At 73.6% G+C, this 16,168-nt stretch carries 15 protein-coding genes and 1 pseudogene; 11 read left to right on the top strand and 5 right to left on the bottom strand.

Features of this window, described 5'->3' with window-relative positions:
- A partial coding sequence (locus D476_RS0128595) for an ANTAR domain-containing protein (protein ID WP_017627310.1) occupies positions 1–476 on the bottom strand: 476 nt, incomplete at its 3' end.
- Positions 477–575: 99 nt separating this feature from the next.
- On the bottom strand, positions 576–836 hold the full coding sequence (locus D476_RS0128590; RefSeq protein ID WP_017627309.1) for a mycoredoxin: 261 nt from the start codon (positions 834–836) through the stop codon (positions 576–578).
- A 357-nt stretch (positions 837–1,193) separates the two neighbouring features.
- Here D476_RS0128590 and D476_RS34895 point away from each other — a divergent pair.
- The 7 genes and pseudogenes from D476_RS34895 (at position 1,194) to D476_RS0128555 (ending at position 6,981) form a co-directional block, all read left to right on the top strand.
- Positions 1,194–3,372, top strand: a pseudogene (locus tag D476_RS34895) (ATP-dependent helicase).
- Complete coding sequence (gene tesB, locus D476_RS0128580; RefSeq protein ID WP_017627308.1) at positions 3,362–4,261, top strand: acyl-CoA thioesterase II; 900 nt, start codon at positions 3,362–3,364, stop codon at positions 4,259–4,261. The pseudogene D476_RS34895 and the gene tesB overlap by 11 nt, the downstream one beginning before the upstream one ends.
- A 163-nt stretch (positions 4,262–4,424) precedes the next feature.
- Positions 4,425–4,760, top strand: coding sequence for a hypothetical protein (locus D476_RS0128575; protein ID WP_017627307.1), 336 nt, complete (start codon positions 4,425–4,427; stop codon positions 4,758–4,760).
- A 188-nt stretch (positions 4,761–4,948) separates the two neighbouring features.
- Positions 4,949–5,227 carry a WhiB family transcriptional regulator gene (locus tag D476_RS0128570; protein WP_017627306.1) on the top strand — a complete coding sequence of 93 codons (279 nt, stop codon included), beginning with the start codon at positions 4,949–4,951 and terminating at the stop codon, positions 5,225–5,227.
- A gap of 76 nt (positions 5,228–5,303) precedes the next feature.
- Positions 5,304–5,477 carry a hypothetical protein gene (locus D476_RS38335; RefSeq protein ID WP_017627305.1) on the top strand — a complete coding sequence of 58 codons (174 nt, stop codon included), beginning with the start codon at positions 5,304–5,306 and terminating at the stop codon, positions 5,475–5,477.
- A gap of 163 nt (positions 5,478–5,640) precedes the next feature.
- Positions 5,641–6,201, top strand: coding sequence for a M48 metallopeptidase family protein (locus D476_RS0128560; RefSeq protein ID WP_017627304.1), 561 nt, complete (start codon positions 5,641–5,643; stop codon positions 6,199–6,201).
- A 294-nt stretch (positions 6,202–6,495) separates the two neighbouring features.
- Positions 6,496–6,981: a hypothetical protein gene (locus tag D476_RS0128555; protein ID WP_017627303.1), complete on the top strand. Its 486-nt coding sequence runs from the start codon at positions 6,496–6,498 to the stop codon at positions 6,979–6,981.
- Between the two features lie 122 nt (positions 6,982–7,103).
- Here D476_RS0128555 and D476_RS0128550 read toward each other — a convergent pair whose 3' ends face one another.
- Both D476_RS0128550 and D476_RS34890 read right to left on the bottom strand, forming a co-directional pair.
- Positions 7,104–7,655 (bottom strand): NUDIX hydrolase, encoded by a 552-nt coding sequence (locus D476_RS0128550; RefSeq protein WP_017627302.1) that lies wholly within the window; start codon positions 7,653–7,655, stop codon positions 7,104–7,106.
- Positions 7,652–9,055, bottom strand: coding sequence for a zinc-dependent metalloprotease (locus tag D476_RS34890; protein ID WP_017627301.1), 1,404 nt, complete (start codon positions 9,053–9,055; stop codon positions 7,652–7,654). The genes D476_RS0128550 and D476_RS34890 overlap by 4 nt, the downstream gene beginning before the upstream one ends.
- A gap of 145 nt (positions 9,056–9,200) precedes the next feature.
- On the opposite strand from D476_RS34890, the gene D476_RS0128540 reads away from it, so the two are divergent.
- From D476_RS0128540 to D476_RS0128530, 3 genes are all read left to right on the top strand, one after another.
- A complete protein-coding gene (locus tag D476_RS0128540; protein WP_017627300.1) occupies positions 9,201–10,304 on the top strand; it encodes an NAD-dependent epimerase/dehydratase family protein in 1,104 nt (367 codons plus the stop codon).
- A 302-nt stretch (positions 10,305–10,606) separates the two neighbouring features.
- Positions 10,607–11,050: a molybdenum cofactor biosynthesis protein MoaE gene (locus D476_RS0128535; RefSeq protein ID WP_017627299.1), complete on the top strand. Its 444-nt coding sequence runs from the start codon at positions 10,607–10,609 to the stop codon at positions 11,048–11,050.
- Positions 11,051–11,110: 60 nt separating this feature from the next.
- Positions 11,111–12,172 carry a YlbL family protein gene (locus tag D476_RS0128530; protein ID WP_017627298.1) on the top strand — a complete coding sequence of 354 codons (1,062 nt, stop codon included), beginning with the start codon at positions 11,111–11,113 and terminating at the stop codon, positions 12,170–12,172.
- Positions 12,173–12,296: 124 nt separating this feature from the next.
- Here the strand turns inward: D476_RS0128530 and D476_RS0128525 are convergent, their stop codons facing one another.
- Positions 12,297–12,821 (bottom strand): PPA1309 family protein, encoded by a 525-nt coding sequence (locus D476_RS0128525; protein ID WP_017627297.1) that lies wholly within the window; start codon positions 12,819–12,821, stop codon positions 12,297–12,299.
- Between the two features lie 252 nt (positions 12,822–13,073).
- On the opposite strand from D476_RS0128525, the gene D476_RS0128520 reads away from it, so the two are divergent.
- On the top strand, positions 13,074–16,106 hold the full coding sequence (locus D476_RS0128520; protein ID WP_051061867.1) for a UPF0182 family membrane protein: 3,033 nt from the start codon (positions 13,074–13,076) through the stop codon (positions 16,104–16,106).
- Positions 16,107–16,168: the final 62 nt, after the last annotated feature.

Here is a 16,168-nt window from a genome sequence, read left to right as displayed (position 1 = left end):
CGGCCGCCCGCCGCCTCGGCGGCCGTCCCGGCCCCGGCGAGCTCGGCGGGCAGCGGGGTGAGCGGGTTGGTGCAGCTGGTGACCACGTCGCGGGACAGGTCGGCGACCTTGCGGCCGCGCGAGCGGGCCGCCGAGCGCAGCTTCTCGAAGGCCTCGCGCGGTGTGAGCCGGTGCCGCTCGGCGAGCACCCCGATGGCCTGCTCGACCACGACCCGCGTCTGCAGCGCGTGCTCCAGCTGGGCGACGGTGATGCGCAGCCGCTCCACCTCGGTCGCGTCGTCGCCGGCCCGCGGCGGCGCGGGCGGGGTCTCGGCGGTGCGCTGCTGCTCGGCCGCCAGGATGTCGGCCAGAACCATCGCGTTGACCAGGTCGGGGACCTGCTCGCCCTGCACGCTCCAGCCGCCGGGCGTGCGCCGGATGACCCCCGCCTCGGCCGTCGTCTCCTCGCCGTCTGTGGTCCGGCTCTGTGCTGCCACGTGGTCCCCCTCGTGATCTGGGCCCCGGCCGGTCCGTGCGGTGCGGGCCGGCCGGGCGGCGCGGTGCGCCCGGGAGGTGCCGCCCGGAGGCGGCCCGCCTCAGGCGAGCGCGGCGATCTTCTCCTTGACCTGCTTGGCGGACGGGTTGGTGAGCGCCGCGCCGTCGCCGAACAGCACGGTCGGAACCGTCTGGTTGCCGCCGTTGACCTGCATCACGTACTCCGCCGCGGCCGGGTCCTGCTCGATGTCCACCTCGTCCACGGCGATGCCCTCTCGCGCGAGCTGGCTCTTGAGCCGCTTGCAGAAGCCGCACCACGGCGTGGTGTACATCGTGATCGGACCGGTGCTCGGGGTGGTCATCGAACCTCTCCTCGTTCCGTACAACAGGTCGTCGCCGGTGCACGCCGCCCGAAGGCGATCACAACACCGCCTAGTGACAACGCGGCGGGCCTCCCCGAGCTTCCCCGTATCGGCCGCATCACCTCGTGGGACGCCTCCGGTGTCCGGGTGGTTCCCGCGAGAACCCCTGCGGCGGCGGCGTTCGCGCGCGTTCCCCGCCGTCCACAGGGGCGCTTTGCGACTGCGCACACGTGCGCCGGGGCCCCCGATACTTGAGAGACTCGACGGGCGGAGCGGAGCGCGGGTGGCCGGAGTCGGCCGCGCTCCGCCGGCCGGGAGCCGACACGGCCGACACGGACCAGGGAACGGAGGAGCCGCATGGACCCCGACCGCGTGCTGGAGGGGCTGGACCCCGAACAGCTTGAGGCGGCGCGCGCCCTGCGCGGGCCGGTGTGCATCCTGGCGGGGGCGGGGACCGGCAAGACCCGCGCCATCACGCACCGGATCGCGCACGCGGTGGCCTCCGGTGTCGCGGCCGAGCAGCAGGTCCTCGCGGTCACCTTCACCACCCGCGCCGCGGGCGAGATGCGCGGGCGGCTGCGCGCCCTGGGCGCCCCCCGGGTGCAGGCCCGCACCTTCCACGCCGCGGCGCTGCGCCAGCTCTCCTACTTCTGGCCGCAGGTGGTGGGCGGCCCACCGCCCACGCTGATCGACTCCAAGCTCCAGGTGGTGGCGCGCGCCGCCCGGGACTGCGGGGTGGAGGCCGACCGGACCGCCCTGCGCGACCTGGCCTCGGAGATCGAGTGGTCCAAGGTGACCCAGGTGCGCCCGGCCGACTACGAGAGCGCCGTGGCCAAGGCCGGGCGCACCGCCCCGATGGCCCCGGTGGAGGTGGCCCGGGTCTTCGAGGGGTACGAGGAGATCCGCCGCGAGCGCAACCTGCTCGACTTCGAGTCGATGCTGGAGCTGACCGCCGCCATGCTGGCCGAGCGCCCCGAGATCGGCGAGCGCGTGCGCGACCAGTACCGCTACTTCGTCGTCGACGAGTTCCAGGACGTCAACCCGCTGCAGAAGCTGCTGCTGGACGCCTGGCTGGGCGACCGCGACGACCTGTGCGTGGTGGGCGACCCCGGCCAGACCATCTACTCCTTCGCCGGGGCCACCCCCGCCTACCTGACCCGCTTCGCCGCCGCCTACCCGCACGCCACCGTGGTGCGGCTGGTGCGCGACTACCGGTCCACCCCCCAGGTGGTGAAGGTCGCCAACGACGTCCTCAAGCGGTCCCGGCCCGTCGGCGGCGGCGACCAGCGGATCGAACTCCTCGCGCAGCGCCCCGACGGGCCCGACCCCTCCTACACCGAGTACGACGACGAGCCCGCCGAGGCCTCCGCGGTGGCCCGCCGCATCGCCGCCCTGGTCGACTCGGGCACCCCGGCGCGGGAGATCGCGGTCCTGTTCCGCACCAACTCCCAGTCCGCCGCCTACGAGCAGGCCCTCGCGGACGCGGGCATCGCCTTCACCGTGCGCGGCGCCACCCGGTTCTTCGAGCGCCAGGAGATCAAGCAGGCCGTGCACACCCTGCGCGGGGCCCGGCAGGGCGGGGGAGGCGAGCCGCTGGCCGGGACCGTCCGGCCGCTGCTGGCGCCCCTCGGGCTGACCCCCGAGGCGCCCGAGGGCCGCCAGGCGCGCGAGCGCTGGGAGTCGCTGGCGGCGCTGGCCCAGCTCGCCGACGACATCGCGGTGGAGCGGCACCGCGGCTCCTGCGNGTGAGGGCGGGGCCCCGCCCTCACCGGGGGCGGGGCCCCTGCCGGCCGAGTGCCCCTGCGGGCGCCCCTACACCGCCACGCTGGACGACTTCGTGGAGGAGCTGGAGGCCCGGGTCGCCACCGAGCACGCCCCGGAGATGGAGGGGGTCACCCTGGCCTCCCTGCACGCGGCCAAGGGCCTGGAGTGGGATGCGGTCTTCCTCGTCGGCCTCACCGAGGGCACGCTGCCCATCGTCTACGCCGAGACCGACGAGCAGGTCGAGGAGGAGCGGCGGCTGTTCTACGTCGGCGTCACCCGCGCCCGCGAGTACCTGTCGATGTCGTGGGCGCTGGCGCGCTCCCCGGGCGGGCGCAAGGGGCGCCGCCCCAGCCGGTTCCTGGACGGGCTGCGCCCCGCCTCCCCGTCGCTGGCCTCGGGCCGCCGCGACCGGGCCCGCACCGGGAAGGTGGTGCGCTGCCGGATCTGCGGGAACACCGTCACCGACGCGGCCGAGCGCAAGGTCGGCCGGTGCGCGGACTGCCCGGCCGACTACGACGAGGCGCTGCTGGAGCGGCTCAAGGAGTGGCGCAGGAGCACCGCGCAGCGCCAGGGGGTCCCGGCCTACGTGGTGTTCACCGACGCCACCCTGCAGGCGGTGGCCGAACTGGAGCCCACCGGGGTGTCCGAACTGTCACGGATATCCGGTGTCGGCGCCGTGAAGCTGGAACGCTACGGTGAGGCGGTGCTGGCCCTGTGCGCGGGGGAGGAGCCCCCGGTGCCCGAGGAGGAGGGGGAGCGCGATGGCGGATGACGAGGCGGCGCCGGGCGGGGAGGCGGCCGCGGGCGGCCAGTCCCTGGGGTCCCTGCTGGGCATCCTCGACCTGGAGCGGATCGAGGACGACATCTTCCGGGGCTCCAGCCCCGACCACGGCCCCCAGCGGGTGTTCGGCGGCCAGGTCGCCGGGCAGGCGCTGGTGGCCGCCGGGCGCACGGTGCCCCCGGAGCGGGCGGTGCACTCGCTGCACGCCTACTTCATCCGCCCCGGCGACCCGTCGGTGCCCATCGTCTTCCAGGTGGACCGGGTCCGCGACGGGCGCTCCTTCACCACCCGCCGGGTGACCGCGGTGCAGCACGGCCGGGCGATCTTCACCCTGTCGGCCTCCTTCCACAAGGCCGAGCCGGGCCTGAGCCACCAGGTGCGCATGCCCGAGGTGCCCGGCCCCGAGGAGCTGCCCACCGCCCGCGAGCGGCTGGAGAAGGCGCTGGGCACGGTGCCGCGGTTCGCCTACTGGCACCCGATCGAGATGCGCCCGGTGGGCGCGATGTCCTTCGAGGTCGGCGCCGACCCGGCGCTGCGCACCACCGAGAACCTGGTGTGGATCCGGGTCGACGGGCGCCTGCCGGACGAGGACCTGCTGCACGTGTGCCTGATGACCTACGCCTCGGACCTGACCCTGCTGGACACGGTGCTGCTCCGGCACGGGCGGTCCTTCGAAGGCATCTCCATGGCCAGCCTCGACCACGCGATGTGGTTCCACCGGCCCTTCCGCGCCGACGAGTGGCTGCTCTACGCCCAGGAGACCCCGTCGGCGGAGGGGGCGCGCGGGCTGGCCCGCGGCCTGTTCTACACGCGCGAGGGCGAGCTGGTCTGCTCGGTGGTGCAGGAGGGGCTGATCCGGGTCGTCGGCGACGGCGGCTGAGCCCGCGCGGTTCCCCGCGCCCCCGGCCGGATCCGGACGAAATCGCAGGTCAAAAATTGGTTGCCGCGAATCGGCGACCCCGTCTAGTGTTAACTCCCGTCAGCGACCGCGCATGGTCCGCGGCGAGAGCCGCGTACCTGACCGAGAGGAGGTGTCCCATCCGATGATCGTCACGAAGAGCGAATTCGGTGCCGTGTCCGGCACGGCCCCGCGCTTCATGGTGCTCTCCGCCGACGTGTGGGGCACCGAGCGCGGCGCCCAGTTCGGCCGTACCGCCTATTCCGCCCGTAGCGGCCTCGACCAGTCCTTCGGCACCACCGGCGGCGCCCGGCGCCTCCGCGGCATGAAGGCCGGCCTGACCCAGGCCGACGTCAGGCTCGCGATCACGGGAGGAGTGCGTCCGGTTCAGGCCGAACGCGGACTGCCCGGGTTCGTTCACGCAGCAACCCCGCGCCCGCAGGGCGCAGTGGGGGCGTGTCCATGGAGTAGACCGGCGTAGCTCACGCCGAGCGCGTCTTCCATGGCCGCGGCCCCGCACAGGGGCCGCGGCCATATTCGTCTCCGCGGAACCGGTCCCCGCCCGAGGGCGGAGCCCGATCTCCGCGGCGCGGCACAAGGCACCGGCCCCGGATCGTAGATCCGACCGTCGAAGTCGCAACGCGTAGACGAAAGATCAGGAGGACACCGATGCTCGCGTCGGTCCTGGAGACTCCGTGGCTCGGTGAGGCCGAGGTTCCCTGCCGGAGGGAGCCCGACCTCTTCTTCGCCGAGGCGCCGGCCGATGTCGAGGCGGCCAAGGCCGTCTGCCAGAGCTGCCCCTTCCGGGAGCAGTGCCTGTCGGACGCCCTTGAGCGCCGCGAGCCGTGGGGGGTCTGGGGCGGCGAACTGCTCGTCGCCGGAAAGGTCGTCCCGCGCAAGCGTCCGCGGGGCCGCCCCCGCAAGCACCCGCAGCCCGTCGCGGCCTGACCGCGCGGCGCGGACGCCCCCGCTCCCACGCCCCGACATCCCCGGTTCACACCGAATCCGAGAGGAACCCCGAATCATGCTGAACGAACTCATGGCCGCCATGAAGTCCACCCCGCAGCCCGAGGGCGACGCCGCCCACCGCGACCGCGAGCGGCGCAGGCTGTCGGCCCGGCAACTGCGGGCCGAGATGCGCGAGCACGCCCGCATGGAGCGCGCGCTCATGGAAATAGGGTGGTCGCGCCTGTGTTGACGGCGCGACGGCGTTTGCGCCGGAGGCCGGAGCCCACCAGGGCTCCGGCCTCCGGCCGTTCCGGGTCCGCCCAGGGTCCGACCAGGGGATCGGGGGGTCCTCGTCCCTAAAAATGCGCAATCTCCCCCTGTGGTATGGGTCAACTCTGGGATACCGTGACGTTGTGCCTCAGAACACAGAGATCGAGGTACGGCGGAGCGCCCGCCGCAGGCGGACGGTATCCGCCTACCGCGACGGGAACAAGACGGTCGTCCTCGTCCCCGCCACGTTCTCCCGCGCCGAGGAGAAGCGCTGGGTGAGCCGGATGCTGGACCGGCTCGAGGCCAGGGAGGAGCGCCGCCGCCCCGATGACGCGGCGCTGCACGAGCGCGCCGTGGACCTCGCGGAGCGCTATCTGGACGGGCTGGTCAGCCCGGACAGCGTGCGCTGGGTGGACAACCAGAACACCCGCTGGGGGTCGTGCACCCCGGACGCCGGTGCCATCCGCCTCTCGCGCAGGCTGTCGGGGATGCCCGCGTGGGTGGTGGACTACGTGCTGGTGCACGAGCTGGTCCACCTGGTGATCCCGCACCACGGGCCCGAGTTCTGGGAGATGGTGCACCGCTACCCCAAGGCCGAGCGGGCCCGGGGGTACCTCGAAGGCGTCAGCGCCGCCTCCCGCCTGGCCGACGGCGGGAGCGCCGAGGAGTCCGCACCCGAAGAGGACGACGTCATCGAGGAGTGACCGTCCCCGGGGTGCCCGCCCCCGGCCGGGCGCGGGTTCCGCGCCGCACCGGCCCTCTTCGTGCCCGACGCCCCTGACGCGCTGCGGTCGGTCCGGAGCGCGGCGCCGTCCCCGCCTCCTCGGTCGGTGACGTTCCGTCTTGGGTGGTCAGCGCTGTGTGGCGCGAGGAGGGGGCCGACCGGTCCCGATCCGTCCGTGTTCGGGGGATTGACGTGCCTGTGACGCGAAATTACCTTCGCGTAAATTACTGGCCGGAAACACCGGGCGGTAACCCCGCACACGAAGGTAGGTACCGTGTCCCGTATCTCCCCCAGACCCGTCGCCGTCGTCCTCGGCACCCTGGCCCTGACCGGCCTGGCCGCCTCGCCCGCCGCCGCGGCGCAGGGCGCCGTGGACGGCACGATCTCGGCCGAGGGCCAGTCGTGCTCCTGGACCGACGGGGTCACCAGCGACCAGGCCCCCAACGCCCTGACCGTCGACCGCACCACGATCAACACGTCCGGAACCGGGAACCTGTCCTGTGACGGCGACACCACCGCCGCCCTCAACAACGACCCGAACGTGACCTTCGACGACGCCGCGGGCACCCTCACCGCGGACGTGCTGGACATCTCCGTCTCGGTGATCGGCATCACCTGCCGCTACCGGGCGACCGACATCACGGCCGAGCGCGACGGGGACACCCGCACCTACACCACCAGTGCCGACATCCCCCTCCACGAGGGCGGCTTCCTGTGCCCCGACCCCGCGTCGGTGACCGCCTCCCTCACCTTCCGCTGATCCCCGGCCCCGCCCGGGTCCCCTGACCGCGGTCCGGCGGTCCGGCCCCGGGCGGATACGGAAAGTGGCGGGGGCGCCACGTCCGGAGACCGCTCCCGGCGCCCCCGCCGCGCAGGCATTCCTCAGGACCGTGCGCGCACCGCCGCGGAGGCGGCCGCGAACAGCGCCCGGCAGGCCTCGTCCGTCGGGTCGGGGATGCCGTCGACCGGGAACCAGCCCAGGTCGTCCGACTCCTGCGGGTCGATGCTCAGCACGGCGCCGTCCGGGGCCACTGCCGCGAACTGCACGTCCAGGTGCCAGGTGCCGCCGCAGCACCCCACGTGGTGCCGGTCCAGGCGCACCGGCTCCGCAAGCACCTCCACCCCGCGGATGCCGCTCTCCTCCTCGGCCTCGCGCAGGGCCGCGCCGGCCAGGGTGGTGTCGGCGTCCTCGAAGTGGCCGCCGGTCTGCAGCCACAGCCCGACCTTGCCGTGCAGCGTCAGCACGCCCTTGGAGCCGGTCGGGTCGAGCACGGCGGCGCTGGCCGTCAGGTGCCCGGCCGCGCACGACCGGCTCAGGGCATCGGGGTGGGCGTCCATGTGCGCCAGGTAGGACCGGCGCAGCTCCTCGTTGTGCGCGTCGGGCGCGGACCAGGCCGACAGCACGGCCCGGACGTCGTCGGCCAGGCGGCTCATGCGCCCCCGTCCCCGTCGCCCTTGCCGTCCCGGCCGTCCCCGCCGTCCCCGCCGTCCTCATCGTCCTTGCGGTCCCGGCTCTCGCCGGGGTCCAGGTCCCCGGTCAGCCGGGAGATGTCCAGGTCCACGTCGCCGTCGGGACCGGCCACGAACGCGTCCGGGTCGTCCAGGTCCTCGCCGGAGGGCATCAGGTCCGGGTGCTCCCAGACCGCGTCGCGCCCCTCGGCGCCGCGCGCCTCGGTCAGGGCGGTCCACAGCCGTGCGGCCTCGCGCTGGCGCCGCGGGCGCAGCTCCAGCCCGACCAGCGTGGCGAAGGTGTGCTCGGCCGGGCCGCCGGTGGCCCGGCGCCGCCGGGTCGCCTCGGCCAGCGAGGCGGACTGCGGCAGGCGGCCGCGCACCGCGTCGTCCACGACCACCGACACCCACCCCTCGATCAGCGCGATCGCCGTCTCCAGGCGGGCCAGGGAGGCCTTCTGCTGCGGGGTGTCCTGGGGCTGCAGCAGCCCCTCCCCGCCGGACAGCGCCTCCTGGAGGGCCTCGGGGTCGGACAGGTCGATGCCGCCCAGCCGCTCCTCCAGCGCGCTCATGTCGAAGGACATGCCGGCCGCGTACTCCTCGATGAGGCCGTGCACGTGCGAGCGCAGCCACGGCACGTGCGCGTACAGCCGGTGCACCGCCGCCTCGCGGGCGGCCAGGTACAGCCGCACCTCCTCCTCGGGCACGCCCAGGCCCTCGCCGAACCCCTGCACCCCGGCCGGGATGAGCGCGGCGCGCCCCTCCCCGGCCAGCGGCAGGCCGATGTCGGTGGAGCCGACGACCTCCCCGGCCAGCTCACCGATGGCCTGCCCGGCCTGCTGGCCGACGAGCATGCCGCCCATCTGGCGCACCATGCCCATCAGAGGGCCGGCCACCGACTGCATCTCCTCGGGCATGTTGGCGCCCATCGACTCCACGATGCGGGAGGTGAGCGGGTCGCACAGCCGGGACCAGGCGGGCATGGTGCGCTCCACCCACTCCGAGCGGCTCCAGGCCTGCGACGTCTGGACGCCGGACGGCAGCGGGGTCGCGCCGTCCAGCCACAGGTCGGCCAGGCGCAGCGCCTCGGAGACCTTGGCCGAGTCGACGGGCGAGACGCTGGCGTCCCCCTTCTGGGAGACGGTGTGCCGGGCGATGTTCTTGGCCATGTCCCAGTTGACGCCGCCCGGCGACGCCTGCTGCGCACCGGGGGCGGGCTGGGCGGCCATCATGTCGGCGAACTGGCGCAGCATCTGCGCCATCTGCTGCGGGTCGCCGAGCGGGAACCCGCCGGGCATCCCCGGGCCCTCCCCGCCTGGGCCGCCGCTCCCGGAACCGGAGTCGCCCGAGCCGCGCCCCGACTCGTCGTCGGGGTCGTTGGGCATGCTGAAACCAAATGGCAGGTCGCTCACGATCAGACCTCAGGCAGGATAGGAATGTCTCCACTGTCACGTTAGCTGGGAGCAGGCCGGAGTGAGTACCCGAAACAGCCAGGTTCGCCCTGAGCACAGTCCGCGGGGTGACGGGCCGGTGGTGGCCGTGACAGGGGCCGCCACCGGTGTCGGCCGGCTGCTGGTGGAACGACTGGGGGCCGCCGTGGGTTCCGCCTCCGGCCCGCAGGGGCTGCCCGCCCCCGGGCGCGTCGTCGCCGTGGACGAGGGCCCGGCCCCCGACGGCCTGGCCGGGGCCCACGGGGTGGAGTGGCGCTCGGCCGACGTGTGCGACCCGGCCCTGGCCTCCCGGCTGCGCGGGGTGGACGTGGTGGTGCACGCCGACACCGACCGCTCGGCCGACACCCCGCGCCGGGAACGGCGCGCCCGTGCGGTGCGGGCCGCCCAGACCGTGCTCACCGCGGCCGCCGCCGAGCGGGTGCCGCAGGCGGTGCTGGTGACCGGGACCGCCGTCTACGGCGCCGCCCCGGACAACCCCGTGCCGCTGCCCGAGGACACTCCGGTGCGCACCGAGGGCGCCGACGGCCTGGCGGGGGACTTCGCCGAGGTGGAGGAGGTGGGCGAGCGGGCCCGCCGCGCCCACCCCGGGCTGTCGGTGGCGGTGGTGCGTCCGGCGCCGCTGGTCGGGCCGGGCCTGGACACCGTGGTCGGGCGGCACTTCGCCGCGCCCCGGCTGATCTCGGTCAAGGGGGTGGAGCAGCGCTGGCAGTTCTGCCACGTGGAGGACCTGGCCTCGGCGCTGGAGCTGGTCGCCCTGGGCGGGGCGGGCGGCGGCGACACCGCCCTGGCCGTGGGCTGCGACGGCTCGCTCGGCCAGGAGGAGACCGAGGAGATCACCGGCCTGCGCCGCTTCGAGGTGCCCCCGGGCATCGCCTTCGGCGCCACCGGCCGCCTGCACCGCGCCGGGATCACCCCGGCCGCCGCCGGGGACCTCAAGCACCTGGTGTACCCGTGCGTGGTGGACTGCGCCGTGCTGCGCGAGGCCGGGTGGAAGCCGGCCTACGGCAACGCCGATGCGCTGCGCGAGCTGGTGCAGGAGGAGGGGGAGGCCACCGCGATCGTCGGCCGCCGCCTGGGCCGCAAGGAGGCCGCCGTCACCGCCGCCGGTGCCGCGGGCGCCGCCGTGGCCGCGATCGGCACCGCGGCCGCCGTCCGCCGCCTGCGCAAGCGCCGCAAGTCCTGAACCGGGCCGCCGAACGTGGCCGGAGCCGGACGGGCGCATCCGGCCCCCGGCAGGGGACCATGGGCCGGGGGCATCCCCTCCACGGGGACGGGGGAGGCCGTGAACGTGCAATGGAACGTGCAAAGGCATGGACCACACGCCCGTGCAGTGGTCTAATGCGGGAACCACTTCACCAGCGGGGACGCGGGGAGCGAGGGCGACGGGGAGCCGCGGGCCGGGTCGTAGAGGACTCCAAGGCGCCACCGTCCACCCGGTGAGCTGCTTGGACGTTCCTCCTGCCGTCGTAGGGCGTTGATACGGTCATGCATGTGGAAGCCATCACTCTCGTAGGACTGCGCGACACCCCCATCAGCGTCGACGAGGCCGTCTCGGCCGTCGCCGACCCCCGGGCGGGCGGCACCGCCTTCTTCGTGGGCACCGTCCGCGACCACGACCACGGACGCGGCGTCACCGGCCTGGCCTATTCGGCCCACCCGACCGCCGAGGCCGAGATGCGCCGGGTCATGGAGAAGGTCGTGGCCGACACCTCCCGCGACGGCCGCCCGGTGTGGCGGGTCGCCGCCCTGCACCGCGTCGGCGACCTGGAGATCGGCGACAACGCGGTGGTGGTCGCCGCCGCGGCGGCGCACCGCGCCGAGGCCTTCGACGCCTGCCGCAGGCTGATCGACGACATCAAGGCCGAGGTCCCCATCTGGAAGCACCAGCGCTTCACCGAGGGCGACGCCGAATGGGTCGGCGCCTGCTGACGGTCGGTACGGCGGCACGCCGGAGGCGCCCGCCCCGCCGAGGGCCGTAGTCTGGACACCATGCTCCGTCGCGCCAAGACCCTCATCACCGCGGTCGTGCTGCTGGTCGGAATCGCCCTGGGAGCGGCGTTCCTGCCGGTTCCGTACCTGGTGGCCTCGCCCGGCATCTCGCTGAACACCATCGGCGACGACCCCGACGGCGACCCGGTCATCGAGATCGACGGCCGGGAGAGCTACCGCCACGACGGCGACCTGGCCATGGTCACCGTCCAGTACGCCGGCGGCCCCGGGCGGCGGATGGACATCCTCACCGTCATCAGCGCCTGGCTCTCGCCGACGCAGTCGGTGCTGCCTGAGGCCGCGCTCTTCCCGCCGGACCGCAGCGCCGAGGAGGTCAGCGAGTCCCAGACGATGGCGATGGACGAGTCGCAGACCACGGCGGTGGCGGCGGCGCTGGGCGAGATGGGCGTCGAGTACGACCTGCGGCCCGTCGTGGCCGCGGTCACCGAGGACGCCCCCGCCGAGGGCCGCATCGAGGCCGGGGACGTGATCCTGGAGGTCGACGGGGAGAAGGTGGCCGACAAGGGCGAGGCCGCCGAGCGGGTCGGCGACCGCGAGCCCGGCGACCCGGTGGAGCTGGCCGTCGAGCGCGACGGCGAGCGCGAGGACATCGAGGTCACCACCGCGGACGACGGCCAGGGCGGTGCCGTCGTGGGCATCATGATCGCCGACGACCCGGACTTCCCCTTCGACGTGGACTTCCAGATCGAGAACGTGGGCGGCCCCAGCGCCGGGCTGATGTTCGCGCTCGGGATCATGGACCGCCTCGACCCCGAGGGGCTGACCGGCGGCGCGGACGTGGCCGGGACGGGCACCATCGACGCCGACGGCAAGGTCGGCGGTGTCAGCGGGGTCGCGCAGAAGATGGTCAGCGCCCGCAACGAGGGCGCCGACTACTTCCTGGTCGCGGCCGAGAGCTGCTCGCAGACCTTCGACTCGGCGGCCGCAGGCGACATGGAGGTCGTCAAGGTCGAGGAGCTGGGCGACGCCGTGGCCGCGCTGGAGACCATCAGGTCCGGCGGCGACCTGGGCGGCCTGCCCCGCTGCGAGCCCGGGGCCTGACCGCCGACCGCGCCTCTCCCCGCGTCACCGCGTCCCCACGTCCCCGCGTCGCCGACCCCGGGGAGAACGGCCCGGCACGCGCGGCCGGAGCGCCGGTCCCCCGGGACCGGCCACGGGGGCGGGGTCAGTCCTCGTCCTCCAGCAGGGTCAGCTCCAGCGCCGAGGTGAGCGCGGGCACCAGGTCCGGGCCGTTGAGCACCTGGTCCTCGCTGTCGTGGGCGCGCATCCGCAGCGCCGCGTGGCGGCCGCCGTCGCGCAGCACCCCGGCCACCATCCGGACCTCCTCGGAGCCGTCCTGGGCGGCGGCCCAGTCGCCCGTGCCGCCGCGCGGCGGGTCCAGCGTCTCGTCGGACCCCTTGACCACCAGGCGCTCCATGACCAGGGCGCACCCGGCCACCGCCTCGGGCCAGGCCATCCGGCCCAGCGCCTCCTCCAGCGGCATCCCGTCGGGGAGCGGCTCCTGCTCGACCGGGGTCAGCTCGGCAGGGTCGGCCGAGGCGTCCAGCCCCAGCATCGAGGCCAGCGCGGGCTCGCGCCGGGCCAGTTCTGCGGTGGGCACCAGGGCGTAGACCCGGGGCGGCTGGTCCCACCCCTGCTCGGAGGCGTGGCGCTCCAGGTCCATGACGGCTTCGCGGATGTTGAGAGTCACGCGTCCATGGTGCCCGATCACGGCCCCTGACGGCCCCGTCCCGGCCGAGTAGGGTCGGGGGGCACCGTGCACCGATACGCCGCCGATGCCGCGCCGATGTGATGTTGTCATCCGCCCGGCGCGGGGTTTCGGGAACCCGGGGCGCACGCAATAAGTTGCCGATACAGAGGGGCCCTGCCCCTCGCCGTCCATTGACGAACATGACGAGGGGGAGGCGTGAGCTTCCGAACGCCCGGCGCACCGACAGCGCGCATGCCTCGACGTAACCGGCTGCTCGCGCCCGTCGCGGTGGCCGTCGTCGTGATAGTCGCGGGTCTGCTGGTCGCCGCCAATTTCGTGACCGACTACAAGTGGTTCTCCTCGGTCGGTTACACCTCGGTCTTCTGGACCGAGATCCGTACCAGGGCCCTGCTCTTCGTGGGCGCGGCCGTGCTGATGACCGTGTTCGTCGGCGCGAGCGTGTACTTCGCCTACCGGACCCGGCCGCTGACCCGCCCGGCCAGCCTGGAGCAGCAGGGCCTGGACCGCTACCGGATGGCGATCGACCCGCACCGCAAGCTGTTCTTCTGGCTCATCGCCGGAGGCCTGGGGCTGCTCACCGGCGCCTCGGCCAGCGCGGAGTGGGGCACCTTCCTGCAGTGGGCCAACCGGACCCCGTTCGGCCAGGCCGACCCGCAGTTCGGCGTCGACATCTCCTTCTTCGCCTTCACCTACCCCTTCCTGCGCGTGGTGCTGGGCTACCTGTTCGCCGCGGTCGTGCTGGCGTTCATCGCCGCGGTGATCGTGCACTACCTGTACGGCGGCGTCCGGCTGCAGACCCAGGGCCAGCGGGCCACCCCCGCGGCGCGGGTGCACCTGTCGGTGCTGCTGGGGGTGTTCGTGCTGCTGAAGGCGGGCGCCTACTGGCTGGACCAGTACGGCCTGGTCTTCTCCGACCGGGGCTACACCTACGGCGCCTCCTACACCGACGTGAACGCGGTGCTCACCGCCAAGGTCGTGCTGGCCATCATCGCGGTGGTGTGCGCGGCGCTGTTCTTCGCCAACATCTACTTCAAGAACGCCATGGTGCCCCTGGTCAGCCTGGGGCTGCTGGTGCTCTCGGCGGTGCTGATCGGCGGCGTCTACCCCGCGGCCATCCAGCAGTTCCAGGTCAGCCCGAACGAGCAGCGGGCGGAGAACCCCTACATCACCCGCAACATCGAGGCCACCCGGGACGCCTACGGCATCGCCGATGCCGAGACGCAGACCTACGACGCCGAGACCGAGCTCACCCCCGAGCAGCTCGCCCAAGAGGCCTCCACCATCCCCAGCGTCCGCCTGGTCGACCCCTCGGTCGTCTCCCAGACCTTCCAGCAGATGCAGCAGGTCCGCGGGTTCTACCAGTTCCCCGACGTGCTGGACGTGGACCGCTACCAGGACGCCGAGGGCAACTCGGTCGACACCATCATCGCCGCGCGCGAGCTGGACGGGCCGCCCGAGGGCCAGGACAACTGGCTGACCCGGCACACCGTCTACACCCACGGCTTCGGTGTCGTGGCGGCCGCGGGCAACCAGGTCGACAACGAGGGCCGCCCGGTCTTCACGCAGTACAACATCCCGCCCACCGGCGAGCTGTCCGAGGTCACCGGCGAGTACGAGCCGCGCATCTACTACGGCCAGCAGGGCGCCGACTACGTGATCGTCAACGCCGAGCCCGAGTACGACTTCCCGCTCGACGCCGACGAGAGCACCGAGGACATCACCACCTCCGAGGACGTCGAAGGCGAGGGCGAGGCCGACGAGGCCCGTGCCCCGGCCGACGGCCAGGAGGACGGCCAGGACCAGCAGGACGGCGGGCAGGGCGGCGCCGAGCAGTCCCCCGAGGCGACGGAGGGCGAGGGCGGCGGCGAGGACGCCTCCGGCGGCCAGGCCACCAACCACTACGCCGGCGACGGCGGCGTCCAGCTGAGCTCGTTCTTCGACCGCGTGCTGTTCGCGCTCAAATACCGCGAGACGGACATCCTGCTGAACACCGCCATCACGGACGAGTCGAAGATCATGTTCGACCGGGACCCGTCGCAGCGCGTGGAGAAGGTCGCCCCGTTCCTCACCACGGACGGCAAGCCCTACCCGGCCATCGTCGACGGGCGCGTGCAGTGGATCGTAGACGCCTACACGACCAGCTCCGGCTACCCCTACTCCACGCCGATCGACTTCTCCCAGGCCACCGAGGACACCTTCAGCCAGGGCGGGAACAACACCACCGCCCTGCCGGGCAACCAGGTGAACTACATCCGCAACTCGGTGAAGGCGACCGTGGACGCCTACGACGGCACCGTCACGGTCTACGGGTGGGACGAGCAGGACCCGGTCCTGCAGACCTGGTCCAAGGCCTTCCCCGGGGTGGTCGCCAAGAAGTCCGACATCAGCGAGGAGCTGGGGAGCCACCTGCGCTACCCCGACGACCTGTTCAAGGTCCAGCGGGAGATCCTGAAGCGCTACCACATCACCGACGCCGACGCCTTCTACGGCGGCCAGGACTTCTGGGACATCCCCGCCGACCCGACCAAGGAGGGCGACAGCCCGGAGCCCCCGTACCGGCAGACGATCCGCTACCCCGGGGACGAGGACGGGAACTTCGCTCTGACCTCGACTTTCGTCCCGAGGGGCAGGGAGAACCTGGCGGCGTTCATGTCCGTGGTCAGCGATCCGGGCTCGGATGAGTACGGCAGGATCCGGATGCTGGAGCTGCCGCGGAGCAAGGTCATCCTGGGGCCCGGGCAGGTGCAGAACGCCTTCCAGTCCGAGGCGAGCGTCCGTGAGGTGCTGCTCCCGCTGGAGCAGAGCGACGCCACCACGGTGACCTACGGCAACCTGCTCACCCTGCCGTTCGGCGACGGAATGCTGTACGTGGAGCCGCTCTTCGTGCAGGCCGAGGGCGAGGCCGCCTATCCGCTGCTGCAGCAGGTCATGGTGGGCTTCGGCGACGAGGTGGCCATCGGCGAGAACCTCCAGGACGCGCTGAACAACCTCTTCGAGGGCGGGGAGGGCCCACTCGACGAGGAGGGCGCCGACACCGGCCAGGACGAGGACGCCTCCGAGGGCGACGCCGACGGCGGCGGGGGCGGCGGCGGGGGCGGCGACGCGCTCTCCGAGGCGCTGGACGATGCCGCCAAGGCCTACGAGGACAGCCAGAAGGCGCTGCAGGACGGCGACTGGGAGGCCTACGGCAAGGCCCAGGACGAGCTCGCCGACGCCCTGGAGCGCGCCGAGGAGGCCCGCGAGGAGGAGGACGGGGGGAACTAGCCCCTCCCGGCTCCGGCGGCCGGGGACGCCTCCCCGGCCGCCGGTCCTCCGCTCCGCGGTTC

The sequence above is a fragment of the Nocardiopsis chromatogenes YIM 90109 genome (assembly GCF_000341185.1).
In the GTDB taxonomy this organism is placed as follows: Bacteria; Actinomycetota; Actinomycetes; order Streptosporangiales; family Streptosporangiaceae; genus Nocardiopsis_A; species Nocardiopsis_A chromatogenes.
This window is presented reverse-complemented; position numbering and strand designations above follow the sequence as displayed.

Coding starts and splice junctions, on each gene's coding strand:
- D476_RS0128590 (WP_017627309.1), bottom strand. CDS start 836: ATGACCACCCCGAGCACCGGTCCGATCACGATGTACACCACGCCGTGG.
- tesB (WP_017627308.1), top strand. CDS start 3,362: ATGGCGGATGACGAGGCGGCGCCGGGCGGGGAGGCGGCCGCGGGCGGC.
- D476_RS0128575 (WP_017627307.1), top strand. CDS start 4,425: ATGATCGTCACGAAGAGCGAATTCGGTGCCGTGTCCGGCACGGCCCCG.
- D476_RS0128570 (WP_017627306.1), top strand. CDS start 4,949: ATGCTCGCGTCGGTCCTGGAGACTCCGTGGCTCGGTGAGGCCGAGGTT.
- D476_RS38335 (WP_017627305.1), top strand. CDS start 5,304: ATGCTGAACGAACTCATGGCCGCCATGAAGTCCACCCCGCAGCCCGAG.
- D476_RS0128550 (WP_017627302.1), bottom strand. CDS start 7,655: ATGAGCCGCCTGGCCGACGACGTCCGGGCCGTGCTGTCGGCCTGGTCC.
- D476_RS34890 (WP_017627301.1), bottom strand. CDS start 9,055: ATGCCCAACGACCCCGACGACGAGTCGGGGCGCGGCTCGGGCGACTCC.
- D476_RS0128535 (WP_017627299.1), top strand. CDS start 10,607: ATGCATGTGGAAGCCATCACTCTCGTAGGACTGCGCGACACCCCCATC.
- D476_RS0128530 (WP_017627298.1), top strand. CDS start 11,111: ATGCTCCGTCGCGCCAAGACCCTCATCACCGCGGTCGTGCTGCTGGTC.
- D476_RS0128520 (WP_051061867.1), top strand. CDS start 13,074: ATGCCTCGACGTAACCGGCTGCTCGCGCCCGTCGCGGTGGCCGTCGTC.